14 protein-coding genes are annotated in these 15,037 nt (G+C 70.7%); 1 reads left to right on the forward strand and 13 read right to left on the reverse strand.

Annotated features, from left to right (window positions below; all coding sequences use genetic code 11):
- Nucleotides 1–14: 14 nt before the first annotated feature.
- The 6 genes from carB to pyrR form a co-directional block, all read right to left on the reverse strand.
- The gene (gene carB / locus ABZ906_RS41430) at nucleotides 15–3,323 is read right to left on the reverse strand and encodes a carbamoyl-phosphate synthase large subunit (protein WP_361391709.1); all 3,309 of its coding nucleotides are present in this window, start codon (nucleotides 3,321–3,323) and stop codon (nucleotides 15–17) included.
- Nucleotides 3,316–4,473: a glutamine-hydrolyzing carbamoyl-phosphate synthase small subunit gene (carA, locus tag ABZ906_RS41435; RefSeq protein ID WP_361391712.1), complete on the reverse strand. Its 1,158-nt coding sequence runs from the start codon at nucleotides 4,471–4,473 to the stop codon at nucleotides 3,316–3,318. The genes carB and carA overlap by 8 nt, the downstream gene beginning before the upstream one ends.
- Nucleotides 4,470–5,042, reverse strand: coding sequence for a hypothetical protein (locus ABZ906_RS41440; RefSeq protein ID WP_361391715.1), 573 nt, complete (start codon nucleotides 5,040–5,042; stop codon nucleotides 4,470–4,472). Before ABZ906_RS41440 ends, carA begins: the two co-directional genes overlap by 4 nt.
- Nucleotides 5,039–6,325, reverse strand: a complete 1,287-nt coding sequence (locus ABZ906_RS41445; RefSeq protein WP_361192515.1) for a dihydroorotase — start codon at nucleotides 6,323–6,325, stop codon at nucleotides 5,039–5,041. Before ABZ906_RS41445 ends, ABZ906_RS41440 begins: the two co-directional genes overlap by 4 nt.
- Nucleotides 6,325–7,305 (reverse strand): aspartate carbamoyltransferase catalytic subunit, encoded by a 981-nt coding sequence (locus tag ABZ906_RS41450; RefSeq protein WP_361192763.1) that lies wholly within the window; start codon nucleotides 7,303–7,305, stop codon nucleotides 6,325–6,327. Before ABZ906_RS41450 ends, ABZ906_RS41445 begins: the two co-directional genes overlap by 1 nt.
- A gap of 82 nt (nucleotides 7,306–7,387) precedes the next feature.
- Nucleotides 7,388–7,960 (reverse strand): bifunctional pyr operon transcriptional regulator/uracil phosphoribosyltransferase PyrR, encoded by a 573-nt coding sequence (pyrR, locus tag ABZ906_RS41455; RefSeq protein WP_361192518.1) that lies wholly within the window; start codon nucleotides 7,958–7,960, stop codon nucleotides 7,388–7,390.
- 198 nt (nucleotides 7,961–8,158) lie between these two features.
- Here pyrR and bldD point away from each other — a divergent pair, with 198 nt between their 5' ends.
- The gene (gene bldD, locus ABZ906_RS41460; RefSeq protein WP_135330908.1) at nucleotides 8,159–8,659 is read left to right on the forward strand and encodes a transcriptional regulator BldD; all 501 of its coding nucleotides are present in this window, start codon (nucleotides 8,159–8,161) and stop codon (nucleotides 8,657–8,659) included.
- A 207-nt stretch (nucleotides 8,660–8,866) separates the two neighbouring features.
- On the opposite strand, the gene nusB is transcribed toward bldD, so the two are convergent.
- The 7 genes from nusB to aroC all read right to left on the reverse strand — a co-directional run bounded on the left by nusB (nucleotide 8,867) and on the right by aroC (nucleotide 15,028).
- Complete coding sequence (nusB, locus tag ABZ906_RS41465; RefSeq protein ID WP_361192520.1) at nucleotides 8,867–9,301, reverse strand: transcription antitermination factor NusB; 435 nt, start codon at nucleotides 9,299–9,301, stop codon at nucleotides 8,867–8,869.
- Between the two features lie 2 nt (nucleotides 9,302–9,303).
- Nucleotides 9,304–9,870, reverse strand: a complete 567-nt coding sequence (gene efp, locus ABZ906_RS41470; protein WP_190084875.1) for an elongation factor P — start codon at nucleotides 9,868–9,870, stop codon at nucleotides 9,304–9,306.
- A gap of 60 nt (nucleotides 9,871–9,930) precedes the next feature.
- Entirely contained in the window at nucleotides 9,931–11,037 is a 1,107-nt protein-coding gene (locus ABZ906_RS41475) for a M24 family metallopeptidase (RefSeq protein ID WP_361192524.1), read from the reverse strand.
- A gap of 84 nt (nucleotides 11,038–11,121) precedes the next feature.
- Nucleotides 11,122–12,069, reverse strand: coding sequence for a Pro-rich N-terminal domain-containing protein (locus tag ABZ906_RS41480; protein ID WP_361391718.1), 948 nt, complete (start codon nucleotides 12,067–12,069; stop codon nucleotides 11,122–11,124).
- Between the two features lie 162 nt (nucleotides 12,070–12,231).
- Nucleotides 12,232–13,335, reverse strand: a complete 1,104-nt coding sequence (aroB, locus tag ABZ906_RS41485; protein ID WP_361391721.1) for a 3-dehydroquinate synthase — start codon at nucleotides 13,333–13,335, stop codon at nucleotides 12,232–12,234.
- Entirely contained in the window at nucleotides 13,332–13,847 is a 516-nt protein-coding gene (locus tag ABZ906_RS41490) for a shikimate kinase (RefSeq protein WP_361192528.1), read from the reverse strand. Before ABZ906_RS41490 ends, aroB begins: the two co-directional genes overlap by 4 nt.
- On the reverse strand, nucleotides 13,844–15,028 hold the full coding sequence (aroC, locus tag ABZ906_RS41495; RefSeq protein WP_361391724.1) for a chorismate synthase: 1,185 nt from the start codon (nucleotides 15,026–15,028) through the stop codon (nucleotides 13,844–13,846). The genes ABZ906_RS41490 and aroC overlap by 4 nt, the downstream gene beginning before the upstream one ends.
- Nucleotides 15,029–15,037: the final 9 nt, after the last annotated feature.

A 15,037-nucleotide genomic window follows, 5' to 3' on the forward strand; every position in this document is an offset into this window, starting at 1 on the left:
CCCCTGGTGGGCTGCTAGTCGCGGGCCGCGGTCAGATGCTCCGCGTGTTCCTGGAGCGAACGGACGCCCACGTCCCCGTGGTTGAGCGCGTCGATGCCCTGGACGGCGGCGGCGAGCGCCTGGACCGTCGTCAGGCACGGCACGGAGCGGGACACGGCCGCCGTACGGATGTCGTAGCCGTCGAGGCGGCCGCCGGTGCCGTACGGGGTGTTGACGATGAGGTCGACTCCGCCGTCGTGGATCAGCTGGACGATCGTCTTCTCGCCGTTCGGGCCCTCGCCCTCGGACTGCTTGCGCACGATCGTGGCGTTGATGCCGTTGCGCTTGAGCACCTCGGCCGTGCCGGACGTGGCGAGCAGCTCGAAGCCGTGCGCGACCAGCTCGCGCGCCGGGAAGATCATCGAGCGCTTGTCGCGGTTGGCGACGGAGATGAAGGCGCGGCCCTTGGTCGGCAGCGGGCCGTACGCGCCGGCCTGCGACTTGGCGTAGGCCGTGCCGAAGACCGAGTCGATGCCCATGACCTCGCCCGTGGAGCGCATCTCCGGGCCGAGCACGGTGTCGACGCCTCGACCGTGGATGTCGCGGAAGCGCGACCAGGGCATGACGGCTTCCTTCACCGAGATCGGCGCGTCCATCGGCAGCGTGCCGCCGTCGCCGCTCGCCGGGAGCATGCCCTCGGCGCGCAGTTCGGCGACGGTCGCGCCGAGCGAGATGCGCGCGGCGGCCTTGGCCAGCGGCACCGCGGTCGCCTTCGAGGTGAAGGGGACGGTGCGCGAGGCGCGCGGGTTGGCCTCCAGGACGTAGAGGATGTCCCCGGCCATCGCGAACTGGATGTTGATGAGCCCGCGCACGCCGACTCCCTTGGCGATGCCCTCCGTGGAGGCGCGCAGGCGCTTGATGTCGTGGCCGCCGAGGGTGATCGGGGGCAGCGCGCACGCCGAGTCGCCGGAGTGGATGCCGGCCTCCTCGATGTGCTCCATGACGCCGCCGAGGTAGAGCTCCTCGCCGTCGTAGAGCGCGTCCACGTCGATCTCGATCGCGTCGTCGAGGAAGCGGTCGACGAGGACCGGCCGCGAGGGGCTGATCTCGGTCGACTCCTCGATGTACGCGGAGAGGCGGGTCTCGTCGTAGACGATCTCCATGCCGCGGCCGCCGAGCACGTACGACGGGCGTACGAGGACGGGGTAGCCGATCTCGTCGGCGATGGCCTTGGCCTCGCCGAACGTGGTGGCGGTGCCGTGCTTGGGCGCCGGGAGTCCGGCCTCCGCGAGCACGCGGCCGAAGGCGCCGCGGTCCTCGGCGGCGTGGATGGCCTCGGGCGAGGTGCCCACGACCGGCACGCCGTTGTCCTTGAGCGCCTGCGCGAGGCCGAGCGGGGTCTGGCCGCCGAGCTGGACGATGACGCCCGCGATCGGCCCTGCCTGCGCCTCGGCGTTGACGATCTCCAGGACGTCTTCGAGCGTCAGCGGCTCGAAGTAGAGGCGGTCGGAGGTGTCGTAGTCCGTGGAGACGGTCTCGGGGTTGCAGTTGACCATCACGGTCTCGTAGCCCGCGTCGCTCAGCGCGAAGGAGGCGTGGACGCAGGAGTAGTCGAACTCGATGCCCTGGCCGATGCGGTTGGGACCCGAGCCGAGAATGATCACCGCGGGCTTCTCGCGCCGGGCGACCTCGCTCTCCTCGTCGTACGAGGAGTAGAAGTACGGGGTCTTCGCGGCGAACTCGGCGGCGCAGGTGTCGACCGTCTTGTAGACCGGGCGCACCCCGAGGGCGTGGCGCACCTCGCGGACGACGTCCTCGCGCAGGCCGCGGATCTCGGCGATCTGGTGGTCGGAGAAGCCGTGCCGCTTGGCCTCGGCGAGCAGGTCGGTGTCCAGGCGCTCGGCGGCGGCGAGCTCGTCCGCGATCTCCTTGATCAGGAAGAGCTGGTCGACGAACCACGGGTCGATCTTCGTGGACTCGAAGACCTCCTCGGGGGTGGCGCCCGCGCGGATGGCCTGCATGACGGAGTTGATGCGTCCGTCGGTCGGGCGGACCGCCGCTTCCAGGAGCTCGGCCTTGTCGCCGGGCTCGCCCACGAAGGTGAACTGCGAGCCCTTCTTCTCCAGGGAGCGCAGCGCCTTCTGGAGCGCCTCGGTGAAGTTGCGGCCGATCGCCATGGCCTCGCCGACCGACTTCATGGTGGTCGTCAGGGTCGAGTCCGCCGAGGGGAACTTCTCGAAGGCGAAACGCGGGGCCTTGACCACGACGTAGTCGAGGGTCGGCTCGAAGGAGGCCGGGGTCTTCTCGGTGATGTCGTTCGGGATCTCGTCCAGCGTGTAGCCGACGGCCAGCTTCGCGGCGATCTTCGCGATCGGGAATCCGGTGGCCTTCGACGCGAGCGCGGAGGACCGCGAGACACGCGGGTTCATCTCGATGACGATGACCCGGCCGTCGGTCGGGTCGATGGCGAACTGGATGTTGCAGCCGCCGGTGTCGACGCCGACCTCGCGGATGATCGCGATGCCGACGTCACGCAGGGTCTGGTACTCGCGGTCGGTCAGCGTCATCGCGGGCGCGACGGTGATCGAGTCGCCGGTGTGCACGCCCATCGGGTCGAAGTTCTCGATGGAGCAGACGACCACGACGTTGTCGTTCTTGTCGCGCATCAGCTCCAGCTCGTACTCCTTCCAGCCGAGGATGGACTCCTCCAGGAGCACCTCGGTGGTCGGCGAGAGCGTGAGGCCCTGTCCGGCGATGCGGCGCAGCTCCTCCTCGTCGTGCGCGAAGCCGGAACCGGCGCCGCCCATGGTGAAGGAGGGGCGGACGACGACGGGGTAGCCGCCGAGCTCGTCGACGCCCTTGAGGACGTCGTCCATGGAGTGGCAGATGTACGAGCGGGCGGACTCGCCGTGCCCGATCTTCTTGTTGACCTCTTCGACGACGCCCTTGAAGAGGTCGCGGTCCTCGCCCTTGTTGATCGCCTCGACGTTGGCGCCGATGAGCTCCACGCCGTACTTCTCCAGGACGCCCTGGTCGTGCATGGAGATCGCGGTGTTGAGCGCGGTCTGGCCGCCCAGGGTCGGGAGCAGCGCGTCGGGGCGCTCCTTGGCGATGATCTTCTCGACGAACTCGGGGGTGATCGGCTCGACGTAGGTCGCGTCGGCGATCTCCGGGTCGGTCATGATCGTCGCCGGGTTCGAGTTGACCAGGATGACGCGCAGGCCCTCGGCCTTGAGGACGCGGCAGGCCTGGGTGCCCGAGTAGTCGAACTCCGCTGCCTGGCCGATGACGATCGGACCGGAGCCGATGACCAGGACGGACTGGATATCGGTGCGCTTAGGCACGCTGGGCTCCTTCTGCGGTCATCAGGGAAACGAAGCGGTCGAAGAGGTACGCGGCGTCGTGCGGTCCCGCGGCGGCTTCGGGGTGGTACTGGACGCTGAACGCGGGCTGGTCGAGGAGCTGGAGCCCCTCCACCACCTGGTCGTTCAGGCAGACGTGGGAGACCTCGGCGCGCCCGTAGGGGGTGTCGGAGACCTTGTCGAGGGGCGCGTCGACGGCGAAGCCGTGGTTGTGCGCGGTGACCTCGACCTTGCCGGTCGTGCGGTCCTGCACCGGCTGGTTGATGCCGCGGTGGCCGTACTTCAGCTTGAAGGTGCCGAAGCCGAGCGCGCGGCCGAGGATCTGGTTGCCGAAGCAGATGCCGAAGAGCGGCGTCTTGCGTGCGAGCACGCCCTGCATGACGGAGACCGGGTGGTCCGCGGTGGCCGGGTCGCCGGGTCCGTTCGAGAAGAACACCCCGTCGGGGTTGACGGCGTACACGTCGTCGACCGTGGCGGTGGCGGGCAGGACGTGCACCTCGATGCCGCGTTCGGCCATGCGCTGCGGGGTCATGCCCTTGATGCCGAGGTCCACGGCGGCGACCGTGAACTTCTTGGTGCCGATCGCGGGGACGACGTACGCCTCCTTGGTGGCGACCTCGGCGGAGAGGTCGGCGCCCTTCATCTGCGGGGCAGCCTGCACCTTGGCGAGCAGGTCGTCGTCGCCGGCGCCCGCGAGGGCCTCGCCGGAGAAGATGCCGACGCGCATCGCGCCGCGCTCGCGCAGGTGGCGGGTGAGGGCGCGGGTGTCGATGCCGGAGATGCCGACGACGCCCTGGTTCGCGAGCTGCTCGTCGAGCGAGCGCTTGGCGCGCCAGTTGGAGGGCACGCGCGCGGGGTCGCGCACGACGTAGCCGGAGACCCAGATGCGGGCGGACTCGTCGTCCTCGTCGTTCACGCCCGTGTTGCCCACGTGCGGGGCCGTCATGACGACGACCTGGCGGTGGTACGAGGGGTCGGTGAGGGTCTCCTGGTAGCCGGTCATGCCGGTGGAGAACACCGCTTCGCCGAAGGTCTCCCCCACGGCCCCGTAGGCGCGACCGCGGAAGATGCGACCGTCCTCCAGGACGAGTACGGCGGGAGTTTTGTGCGCTCCCCTGGTGGAGGTCGTCATCGTGCGGTGCCTTCCGTCGTGCTGGTCGTGTTGATCATGTTGTTGATGGCCTCGACCCACTCGGCCTGCTCGGCCGCGTGGTCCGAGCGGAAGCCCGAGTCGATGAGCTTCTCGCCGTGCTCCCAGGTGACGATCAGCAGACCGCCCTCCGCGAGGACCTTTCCGGCGATGCCCTTGTCGAGGCGGGCCTCGCGCAGTTGTCCGGCCGGGACGTGGAAGTCGACCGCGCCGGGGCGTACGACGCTCAGGCCCGCGTCCGTGAGCGTCAGCTCCACGCGGCTGCGGGTACCGAGGCCGTGCGCCACGATGCGGTCGAGCCACTGCCCGGCCGTGGTCGAGCCGTGGTAGCGGCCGGTCAGCTCAAGTTTCGCCGGGGCCGCGTCATCCGGCACCACGGGAAGCGGCGGCAGGTCGCCCTGGAGCGTGCCGCGCCACTTCCAGCCCTCGCGCATCAGCCAGTAGACGAGCGCGATGAAGAGCAGCAGTCCGACGACCCAGCCCGCGCGGGCGGCCCAGTCGGTCACCTCCGCCGATTCCTTCTCGGCGGCCAGTTCCAGAAGAGATGTCACGCGAGCTTCCCGTCGACGAGCGTGGCGCGGCCCCGCAGCCACGTGTGCGTCACGCGGCCCGGCAGCTCACGGCCCTCGTAGGGGGTGTTGCCGCTGCGCGAAGCGAAGCCCGCGGGGTCCACGACTCCACGGTAAGCCGGATCGAGGAGCGTGAGGTTCGCGGGCTCACCAGCCGAGACGGGGCGTCCGTGGCCCGTCGCCCGGCCGATCTCGGCGGGCTTGACGGACATCCGGTCGGCGACGGCGGCCCAGGTCAGCAGGCCGGTCTCGACCATCGTCTGCTGGACGACGGAGAGCGCGGTCTCCAGGCCCACCATGCCCATGGCGGCCGCGGCCCACTCGCAGTCCTTGTCCTCGTGCGGGTGCGGGGCGTGGTCGGTGGCGACGATGTCGATCGTGCCGTCGGCCAGGGCCTCGCGCAGCGCCATGACGTCGCGCTCGGTGCGCAGCGGCGGGTTGACCTTGTAGACGGGGTTGTACGAGCGGACCATCTCGTCCGTCAGGAGCAGGTGGTGCGGGGTGACCTCGGCGGTCACGTCGATGCCGCGCGACTTGGCCCAGCGCACGATCTCGACGGAGCCGGCGGTCGACAGGTGGCAGATGTGCACCCGCGAGCCGACGTGCTCGGCGAGCAGCACGTCCCGCGCGATGATCGACTCCTCGGCGACGGCCGGCCAGCCGCCGAGCCCGAGCTCGGCGGAGACGACGCCCTCGTTCATCTGGGCGCCCTCGGTGAGGCGGGGCTCCTGCGCGTGCTGGGCGACGACGCCACCGAAGGCCTTCACGTACTCCAGGGCGCGGCGCATGATCACCGCGTCGTCGACGCACTTGCCGTCGTCGGAGAAGACGGTGACACCGGCGGCGGACTCGTGCATGGCGCCGAGCTCGGCGAGCTTCTTGCCCTCCAGGCCTACGGTGACGGCGCCGATCGGCTGGACGTCCGCGTAGCCGCCCTCCTGGCCGAGCCGGTAGACCTGCTCGACGACGCCTGCGGTGTCGGCGACGGGGAAGGTGTTGGCCATGGCGAACACGGCGGTGTAGCCGCCGGACGCGGCGGCGCGCGTACCGGTCAGGACGGTCTCGGAGTCCTCGCGGCCGGGCTCGCGCAGGTGGGTGTGCAGGTCGACGAGGCCGGGCAGCAGGATCTTGCCGTCGGCCTCGACGACGGTCGCGTCGCCCGCCTCGATGCCGGTCCCCACTTCGAGGATCGTCTCGCCGTCGATCAGGACGTCCTGCGCGTCGCCGCCGAGCACCTTCGCACCGCGGATCAGGGTCTTGCTCATTACTTGCTCTCCTCGGTACGGGTGTGGGTGACGGCGGGTTCGTTGCCGCCCAGGAGCAGGTACAGGACGGCCATCCGGGTGTGGACGCCGTTGGCGACCTGCTCGATGACCGTGCAGCGGTCGGAGTCGGCGACCTCGGCGGTGATCTCCATGCCGCGGACCATCGGACCGGGGTGCATCACGATGGCGTGCTCCGGCATCTTCGCCATGCGCTCGCCGTCCAGGCCGTAGCGGCGCGAGTACTCGCGCTCGGTCGGGAAGAACGCGGCGTTCATGCGCTCGCGCTGCACGCGCAGCATCATCACGGCGTCGGACTCGGGGAGCACCCGGTCCAGGTCGTACGACACGTCGCAGGGCCAGGTGTCGACGCCGACCGGCACCAGGGTGGGCGGGGCGACCAGGGTGACCTCGGCGCCCAGGGTGTGCAGGAGGTCGACGTTCGAGCGTGCGACGCGGCTGTGCAGGACGTCGCCGACGAGCGTGATGCGCTTGCCCTTCAGGTCCTTGCCGAGGCCCGCGTCCCGGCCGACGAGGCGGCGGCGCATGGTGAAGGCGTCGAGCAGGGCCTGCGTGGGGTGCTGGTGGGTGCCGTCGCCCGCGTTGATCACCGGGGCGTCGATCCAGCCCGAGGTGGCCAGGCGGTAGGGGGCGCCGGACGCGCCGTGCCGGATGACGACGGCGTCGACGCCCATCGCCTCCAGGGTCTGGGCGGTGTCCTTGAGGGACTCGCCCTTGGAGACGCTGGAGCCCTTGGCGGCGAAGTTGATGACGTCGGCGGAGAGGCGCTTCTCGGCGGCCTCGAAGGAGATCCGGGTGCGGGTCGAGTCCTCGAAGAACAGATTGCAGATCGTACGGCCGCGCAGGGCGGGAAGCTTCTTGATCGGCCGGTCGGCGACCCGGGCCATCTCCTCGGCGGTGTCGAGGATGAGAACGGCGTCGTCGCGGGTGAGGTCGGCGGCCGAGATGAGGTGTCGCATCATCTGGGTGTACTCCGTCGTGTGGAGGTGTGCGGGCACGCGGGCGCGCAGGGCTGTGCCCCGGCGCCGGTGAGGGAAGCCGGTCCTACGCGGAAGCGGGCTTGGCACCGAGCAGCACGGCGTCGCGGCCGTCCTCCTCGGCGAGCTGGACCTTGACCGTCTCCCGCAGCGACGTGGGGAGGTTCTTGCCCACGTAATCGGCACGGATCGGCAGCTCGCGGTGGCCGCGGTCGACGAGGACGGCGAGCTGCACCGCGCGCGGGCGGCCGATGTCGTTCAGACCGTCGAGGGCGGCGCGGATGGTGCGGCCGGAGAAGAGCACGTCGTCGACGAGGACGACGAGGCGGCCGTCGATGCCGTCACCGGGGATCTCGGTGCGGGCGAGTGCGCGCGGCGGGTGCATGCGCAGATCGTCGCGGTACATCGTGATGTCGAGTGAGCCAACCGGGATACTGCGTCCGGTGATTTCTTCGAGCTTCTCGGCGAGTCGCCTGGCGAGGAAGACGCCGCGGGTGGGAATGCCGAGCAGCACCACGTCTTCGGCGCCTTTGGCGCGCTCGACGATCTCGTGCGCGATACGGGTCAACACCCGTGCGATGTCCGGGCCTTCGAGCACGGGCCGGGCGACATCGGATTCGTTCGTGTCGTGCGAGTCCATATGAAACGGACCTCCTTCTCCGCCTCACGGGACGGACCTTAAAGGACGTCGGATTTGCGCCATCCACGCTACCAGCACCGACAACACCGCCGGTCACGACCCCCCTCGGAGGGGGCGGTACGGACCATTCGGCTTGACGCACCCAAGTAACGCTGCGTAACCTCACAGTGAGTTACCGTTCTTCGTCCGGGGAGCTATATGTCCAGCGAATACGCCAAACAGCTCGGGGCCAAGCTCCGCGCCATCCGTACCCAGCAGGGCCTTTCCCTCCACGGCGTCGAGGAGAAGTCCCAGGGACGCTGGAAGGCGGTCGTGGTCGGTTCGTACGAACGCGGCGACCGCGCCGTGACCGTACAGCGCCTCGCCGAGCTGGCGGACTTCTACGGCGTCCCGGTCCAGGAGCTGCTGCCCGGCACCGCTCCCGGCGGTGCGGCCGAGCCGCCGCCGAAGCTCGTGCTCGACCTTGAGCGCCTCGCGCACGTCCCGGCCGAGAAGGCAGGACCCCTGCAGCGATACGCGGCCACGATCCAGTCGCAGCGCGGTGACTACAACGGCAAGGTGCTCTCGATCCGCCAGGACGACCTGCGCACTCTCGCCGTGATCTATGACCAGTCGCCCTCGGTTCTCACCGAGCAGCTGATCAGCTGGGGCGTCCTGGACGCGGACGCGCGCCGCGCCGTCGCCCACGACGACGTCTGATCCCGCAAGGGAGAGCTGAGCAGAAACGTAACGCCGGGGTGGCCGGAACCAGTCGGTTCCGGCCACCCCGGCGTTCTTCGTGCGCACAGGGCGCTCCAGGGGCCACAGCGGCACCGCGAGCCCCGGGGGACGCAGGGATTGCCAGAGGGCCCGCAGCGACACGCTGCGGGCCCTCTGAGCGGCTTGTGAGGCCTTCGCCTCGCGGCCTCACGCCTCGTCGCGGCGCAGACTCGGCTTCAGGTCCTTGAAGCGACCGAGCAGGCCGTTCACGAAGGACGGCGAATCGTCCGTGGAGAACTCCTTGGCCAACTGCACGGCCTCGTCCATGACCACCGCGTCCGGCGTCGCGTCGACCCAGATCAGCTCGTAGGCACCGAGCCGCAGGATGTTGCGGTCGACGACCGGCATCCGGTCCAGGGTCCACCCGACCGCGTACTGCGAGATCAGCTCGTCGATGTGGCGCGCGTGCTCCGCGTACCCCTCGACCAGCTCCATCGTGAACTCGCTCACCGGCGGCTGCCGGGTGTCGGACCGCGAGTGACGCACCCAGTCCGCGAGGACCGTCACTACGTCGGCCCCACGCTGGTCGGCCTCGAAGAGGATCTGGAAGGCGCGCTTGCGGGCCGTATTACGAGCAGCCACGGTTAGCTGTTCACCCGGCCGAGGTAGCCGCTGTCACGGGTGTCGACCTTGATCTTCTCGCCCGTGGTGATGAAGAGCGGGACCTGGATCTGGTGGCCGGTCTCCAGCGTCGCGGGCTTGGTGCCGCCGGTGGAGCGGTCGCCCTGGACGCCCGGCTCGGTCTCCTGGATGACGAGCTCGACGGCGGCGGGGAGCTCGACGTAGAGCACCTCGCCCTCGTGCTGCGCGACGGAGGCGGTGAAGCCCTCGATCAGGAAGTTGGCGGCGTCGCCGACGGCCTTGCGGTCGACGTGCAGCTGGTCGTACGTCTCCATGTCCATGAAGACGAAGTAGTCGCCGTCCATGTAGGAGAACTGCATGTCGCGCTTGTCGATCGTCGCCGTGTCGACCTTGACGCCGGCGTTGAAGGTCTTGTCGACGACCTTGCCCGACAGCACGTTCTTGAGCTTGGTGCGCACGAAGGCGGGGCCCTTGCCGGGCTTGACGTGCTGGAACTCGACGACGGACCAGAGCTGGCCCCCGTCGAGCTTGAGCACCAGGCCGTTCTTGAGGTCGTTCGTGGAAGCCACGGTTGCGGAATCTCCTGGACTGACGTGGACGACCCCGGCGCACGCGCACAGCTCGGAAAGCTAGAGCGCGAGCAGCTCCTTGGTCGTGATGGTGAGTAGCTCGGGTCCGCCGTCCGCCTCGGGGCGCACGACGAGCGTGTCATCGATCCGGACACCACCCCGTCCCGGGATGTGAACCCCCGGTTCGACGGTGACCGGCACGCAAGCGTCCAGTTTACCCATGGCCGCGGGCGCCAACTGCGGGTCCTCGTCGATTTCGAGCCCCACCCCGTGTCCCATCAGCGGAGCGAGACCGTCCGCATACCCTGCGGAGTCCAGCACATGACGTGCCGCACGGTCGATGTCGCGGTAGGCGGCGCCCGGTGTCAGAGCCTCCCTGCCCGCCCGCTGAGCGGCGAAGACGAGGTCGTACAGCTCGATCTGCCAGTCCGCGGGAGACGTACCGATGACGAACGTACGCCCGATCTCGCAACGATAACCGCGATAGCTGGCTCCCAGGCAAACAGAGAGGAAATCCCCCTCCTCCACCCGGCGGTCGGAGGGCCGGTGGCCGCCGCGGCCCGAGTTCGGACCGGTGGCGACGGAGGTCGCAAAGGCGGGCCCGTCCGCGCCGTGGTCGACGAGACGGCGCTCCAGTTCCAGGGCAAGATGGCGTTCCGTACGCCCCACGAGAATCGATTCGAGCAGCTCGCCGAGTGCCTGGTCGGCGATCTCGGAGCCGATCCGCAGGCAGGAGATCTCCTCCTCGTCCTTGACGAGGCGCAGTTGTTCGACCGCTCCCCCGAGGTCCGCGAGCCGCAGGCGCGGCGCGACGGAGCCAAGGGCGCGATGCCGGGCGACGGTGAGATCGTGCTCCTCGACGGCCAGCGAATCGGCGCCCTGCGCGGCCGCGAGGTCGGCGCCCGCGACCGCGGGATCACCGCCGGACGCGTCGAGCAGGTGCACCCGCAGCCCTTCGTCGGGCCGCACCTCGCCCTGGTCGTCCCCGGGCGGTCTGCCGCACAGCAGCAGATCCTCGGTCCTGCCCAGCAGGAGCACGGCGCCCTGCGGCGCCGCTCCCGCGAGATACCGCACGTTGGCGGGGCGGGACACGAGCGCCGACGCGCTGCCGCCCGCGGCACAACGCTCCCTCAGCCGCTCACGGCGGGCCGCGTACACCTCTGACATGGGACGAGCCTATGAGCGGTGGCGCGGGACGGCCGTTTCAGCGCGTCCGACCGGGGGCCCCGCGGGGGCGTCGGGCGGCGCGGCCTACCACTGCGGCGGGCTCGCGATGGAGCGGGCCAGGACGTCGTCGAGGACCTGGGCCGTGGCGGGCACGTCCAGCTGGGAGTTGTCGATGATGGGCAGACCCGAGCCGTACCAGCCGGCCATGCGGCCGTGGATACGGGCCACTTCCTCGTCCGTGAGGCGGCGGTTGCCGCTGCGCTCGGCATTGCGCTCCAAGACGATCTCCAGGCCGGGCAGCAGGACCACCGGAAGCAGGCCGGGGCCCACATGCCGCTTCCAGCCGCCGAGGCCGACGACCGGACGGTCGGGGAAGACCGCGTCGTCGAGGATGCAGGAGATGCCGTTGGCCAGGAAGTTCCGTGCGGCGAAACCGCAGGTGCGGCGGGCCAGGCGGTACTGCGCCTCGGAGTGGTCGTTCCACCCGGACTGGGGGTCCGCGAAGCCCGAGCGCACCCATTCCCGTACGTCGTCGAGGCTGATGTGGGCGGTCGGCACCCTGCGGTGCTCCGCCCAGTACTTGGCGACGCTCGTCTTGCCCGCGCCCGCGGGGCCGATCAGCAGGACGGCCAGCGTGGTGGCGCCGGTGTCCGCCCGCGCCGTGCCGGGCGGCGGGCTCGGCATGGCGACGGGGCCGCCGGGCGGGAGCTGTATGTGGCCCGTCGTGTCCGGCGTCGGCGGCACGGGGGCGCCGGGCGCGTGGGTGTGCTGGGAGGTCGCGCCGTGCTGCGGGGCCGGCGCCGCGTGCTGCGGTGCCGGGGCATGCGCGTGCGGGGCCGGTCCCTGCGGGTGCGGGGCCGTGCCCGGTGGATGGGGAGCGCCGGCGAAACCCGGCGCGGGAGGCGGTGGGCCGCCCGGCGCTGCACCCGGCGGCGGACCGCTCGGGTGATGTGCGGCCGGGGACCAGCCAGCGGCCGGTCCGTGCCCCGGCTGATGGGGCGGCGGCAGCGGAGACCCCACTGCGTGCTGCATCCGGTGCCACTCCGTCTCGTGCGACTGACGCTGGTCGGGCGGCGGCCGGGGCCACCCGTTACCGAACGGTACCGCCCCCGGCCGACGTTGTGTGAACGGCCGGGGACGCCGCAGGGTGCCCGTGGCTTGTTCTGGGGGGCCACTTACCCCGTGGGTACGGCTTTACTTCGCGACTTCGCCGTACGCGGCGAGCAGCACCGCCGGGTCGGGTCCCTCCAGGACGGTCGGCTTGCCGAGACCGTCGAGGACGATGAAACGCAGCAGGTCACCGCGGGACTTCTTGTCGACCTTCATGGTCTCCAGAAGCTTGGGCCACTGGTCGTAGCGGTAGCTCAGGGGCAGGCCGACCGACTCCAGGACGGTGCGGTGGCGGTCGGCGGTCGCGTCGTCGAGTCGCCCCGCCAGGCGGCCGAGTTCGGCCGCGAAGGCCATGCCCACGGAGACCGCGGCGCCGTGGCGCCACTTGTAGCGCTCGTTCTTCTCGATGGCGTGGGCGAGGGTGTGGCCGTAGTTGAGGATCTCGCGCAGGCCCGACTCCTTGAGATCGCCGGAGACGACCTCGGCCTTGACCTTGATGGAGCGCTCGATCAGTTCGGCGGTGTGCGGGCCCTGCGGACCGCGCGCGGCCTCGGGGTCCGCCTCGATCAGTTCGAGGATCACCGGGTCGGCGATGAAACCGGCCTTGATGATCTCCGCGAGGCCCGACACGAAGTCGTTGACGGGCAGCGAGTCGAGCGCGGCCAGGTCGCACAGCACCCCGGCCGGCGGGTGGAAGGAGCCCACCAGGTTCTTGCCCTCGGCGGTGTTGATGCCGGTCTTGCCGCCGACCGCGGCGTCCACCATGCCGAGCACGGTGGTCGGCACGGCGATCCAGCGCACCCCGCGCAGCCATGTCGCGGCCACGAAACCGGCGAGGTCCGTGGTGGCCCCGCCGCCGACGCCGATGATGATGTCGCTGCGGGTGAAGCCGGACTGGCCAAGGGCCTTCCAGCAGTACGCGGCGACCTCGGCGGTCTTGGCCTCCTCGGCGTTCGGCACCTGGATGGCGACGACCTCGCAGCCCTGTCCCGCCAGGTCGTCGCGGAGCGCGTCGCCGGTCTCGGCGAGCGCCTCCGGGTGGATGATCGCGACGCGCTTGGTCTGCTCGCCGATCAGGCCGGGCAGCTCACCGAGAAGCTGACGTCCGACGAGGACCTCGTACGGTTCGGTGCCCGCGGTGCCGCCGACCTGGATGCGGGTGGGCGCCTGTTCCGAAATCTCGGTCATGCTTCCTTCAACTCCAGTGCGTCGAGGACCGCCTGGGCGACCTCTTCGGGGGTGCGGTCGTCGGTGGCGACGACGGCGCGGGCGACTTCGGCGTACAAGTGGCGGCGGGCGTTCATCAGTTCGCGCCACTGCTTGCGCGGGTTGACCGCGAGCAGCGGGCGCGCCTGGTTGAGGCCGGTGCGCTTGACCGCTTCCTCGACGTCCATCGACAGATAGATGACCGCGTGCGGGGCGAGGAGCGCGCGGGTCGAGTCGTCGAGGATCGCGCCGCCGCCGAGGGCGAGGATCCCCTCGTGCTCGGCGAGCGCCGTACGCACGGCGTCCCGTTCGAGCGCGCGGAAGTGCGGCTCGCCCTCGTCCACGAAGATCTCCGCGATCTCCCGGCCCTGCGCGAGCACGATGTCGGCGTCGGTGTCCCGGAAGGCGCTGCCCAGGCGCTCGGCGAGCAGGGCGCCCACCGTCGACTTGCCCACGCCCATCGGCCCGACCAGGACGATCTGCGGGCCGGTCACCGGATCTGGAGGTTGTCGAGGTACGAGGTCACGTTGCGCCGGGTCTCGGGCACGCTGTCGCCGCCGAACTTCTCGGCGACGGCGTCGGCCAGGGTCAGCGCGACCATCGCCTCGGCGACGATGCCGGCGGCCGGCACCGCACACACGTCGGAACGCTGGTGGTGCGCCTTGGTGGCCTCGCCGGTGGCGACGTCGACGGTGGCGAGCGCGCGGGGCACGGTCGCGATGGGCTTCATCGCGGCGCGCACGCGCAGAAGTTCACCGGTGGTCAGGCCGCCCTCGGTGCCGCCGGAGCGGCCGGAGGTACGCCGGATGCCGTCGTCGGTGGAGACGATCTCGTCGTGCGCCTGGGAGCCCGGCACCCGCGCGAGGTCGAAGCCGTCGCCGACCTCGACGCCCTTGATGGCCTGGATGCCCATGAGCGCGGCGGCGAGCCGCGCGTCGAGACGCCGGTCCCAGTGCACGTGCGAGCCGAGGCCGACGGGCACGTTGTACGCGAGCACCTCGACGACGCCGCCCAGGGTGTCGCCGTCCTTGTGGGCCTGGTCGATCTCGGCGACCATCGCCTTGCTGGCGTCCGCGTCGAGGCAGCGCACCGGGTCGGCGTCGAGCTTCTCGACGTCGGCGGGGGTCGGGTAGACGCCGTAGGGCGCCTTGGCCGCCGCAAGCTCCGTGACGTGGCTGACGATCTCGATCCCGGCCGTCTCCTTCAGGTACGAACGGGCGACCGCGCCGAGCGCGACGCGGGCCGCGGTCTCGCGTGCGGAGGCGCGCTCCAGGACGGGACGGGCCTCGTCGAAGCCGTACTTCTGCATGCCCGCGAGGTCGGCGTGACCGGGCCGCGGACGGGTCAGCGGGGCGTTGCGGGCCAGGTCGGCGAGGATCTCGGGGTCGACGGGGTCGGCCGCCATGACCTGTTCCCACTTGGGCCACTCGGTGTTGCCCACCATGATCGCCACCGGCGAACCCATGGTCAGGCCGTGCCGGACGCCGCCCAGGAAGGTGACCTCGTCACGCTCGAATTTCATGCGCGCACCGCGCCCATAGCCGAGGCGCCGCCGGGCCAGGTGGTCCGCCACCATCTCCGTGGTGATCGGCACGCCGGCGGGAAGACCCTCCAGCGTCGCGACAAGTGCGGGTCCGTGGGACTCTCCCGCGGTCAGCCAACGCAACCTGCTCAACGGTGCTCC

The organism is Streptomyces sp. NPDC046925 (assembly GCF_040644915.1).
GTDB lineage: Bacteria > Actinomycetota > Actinomycetes > Streptomycetales > Streptomycetaceae > Streptomyces.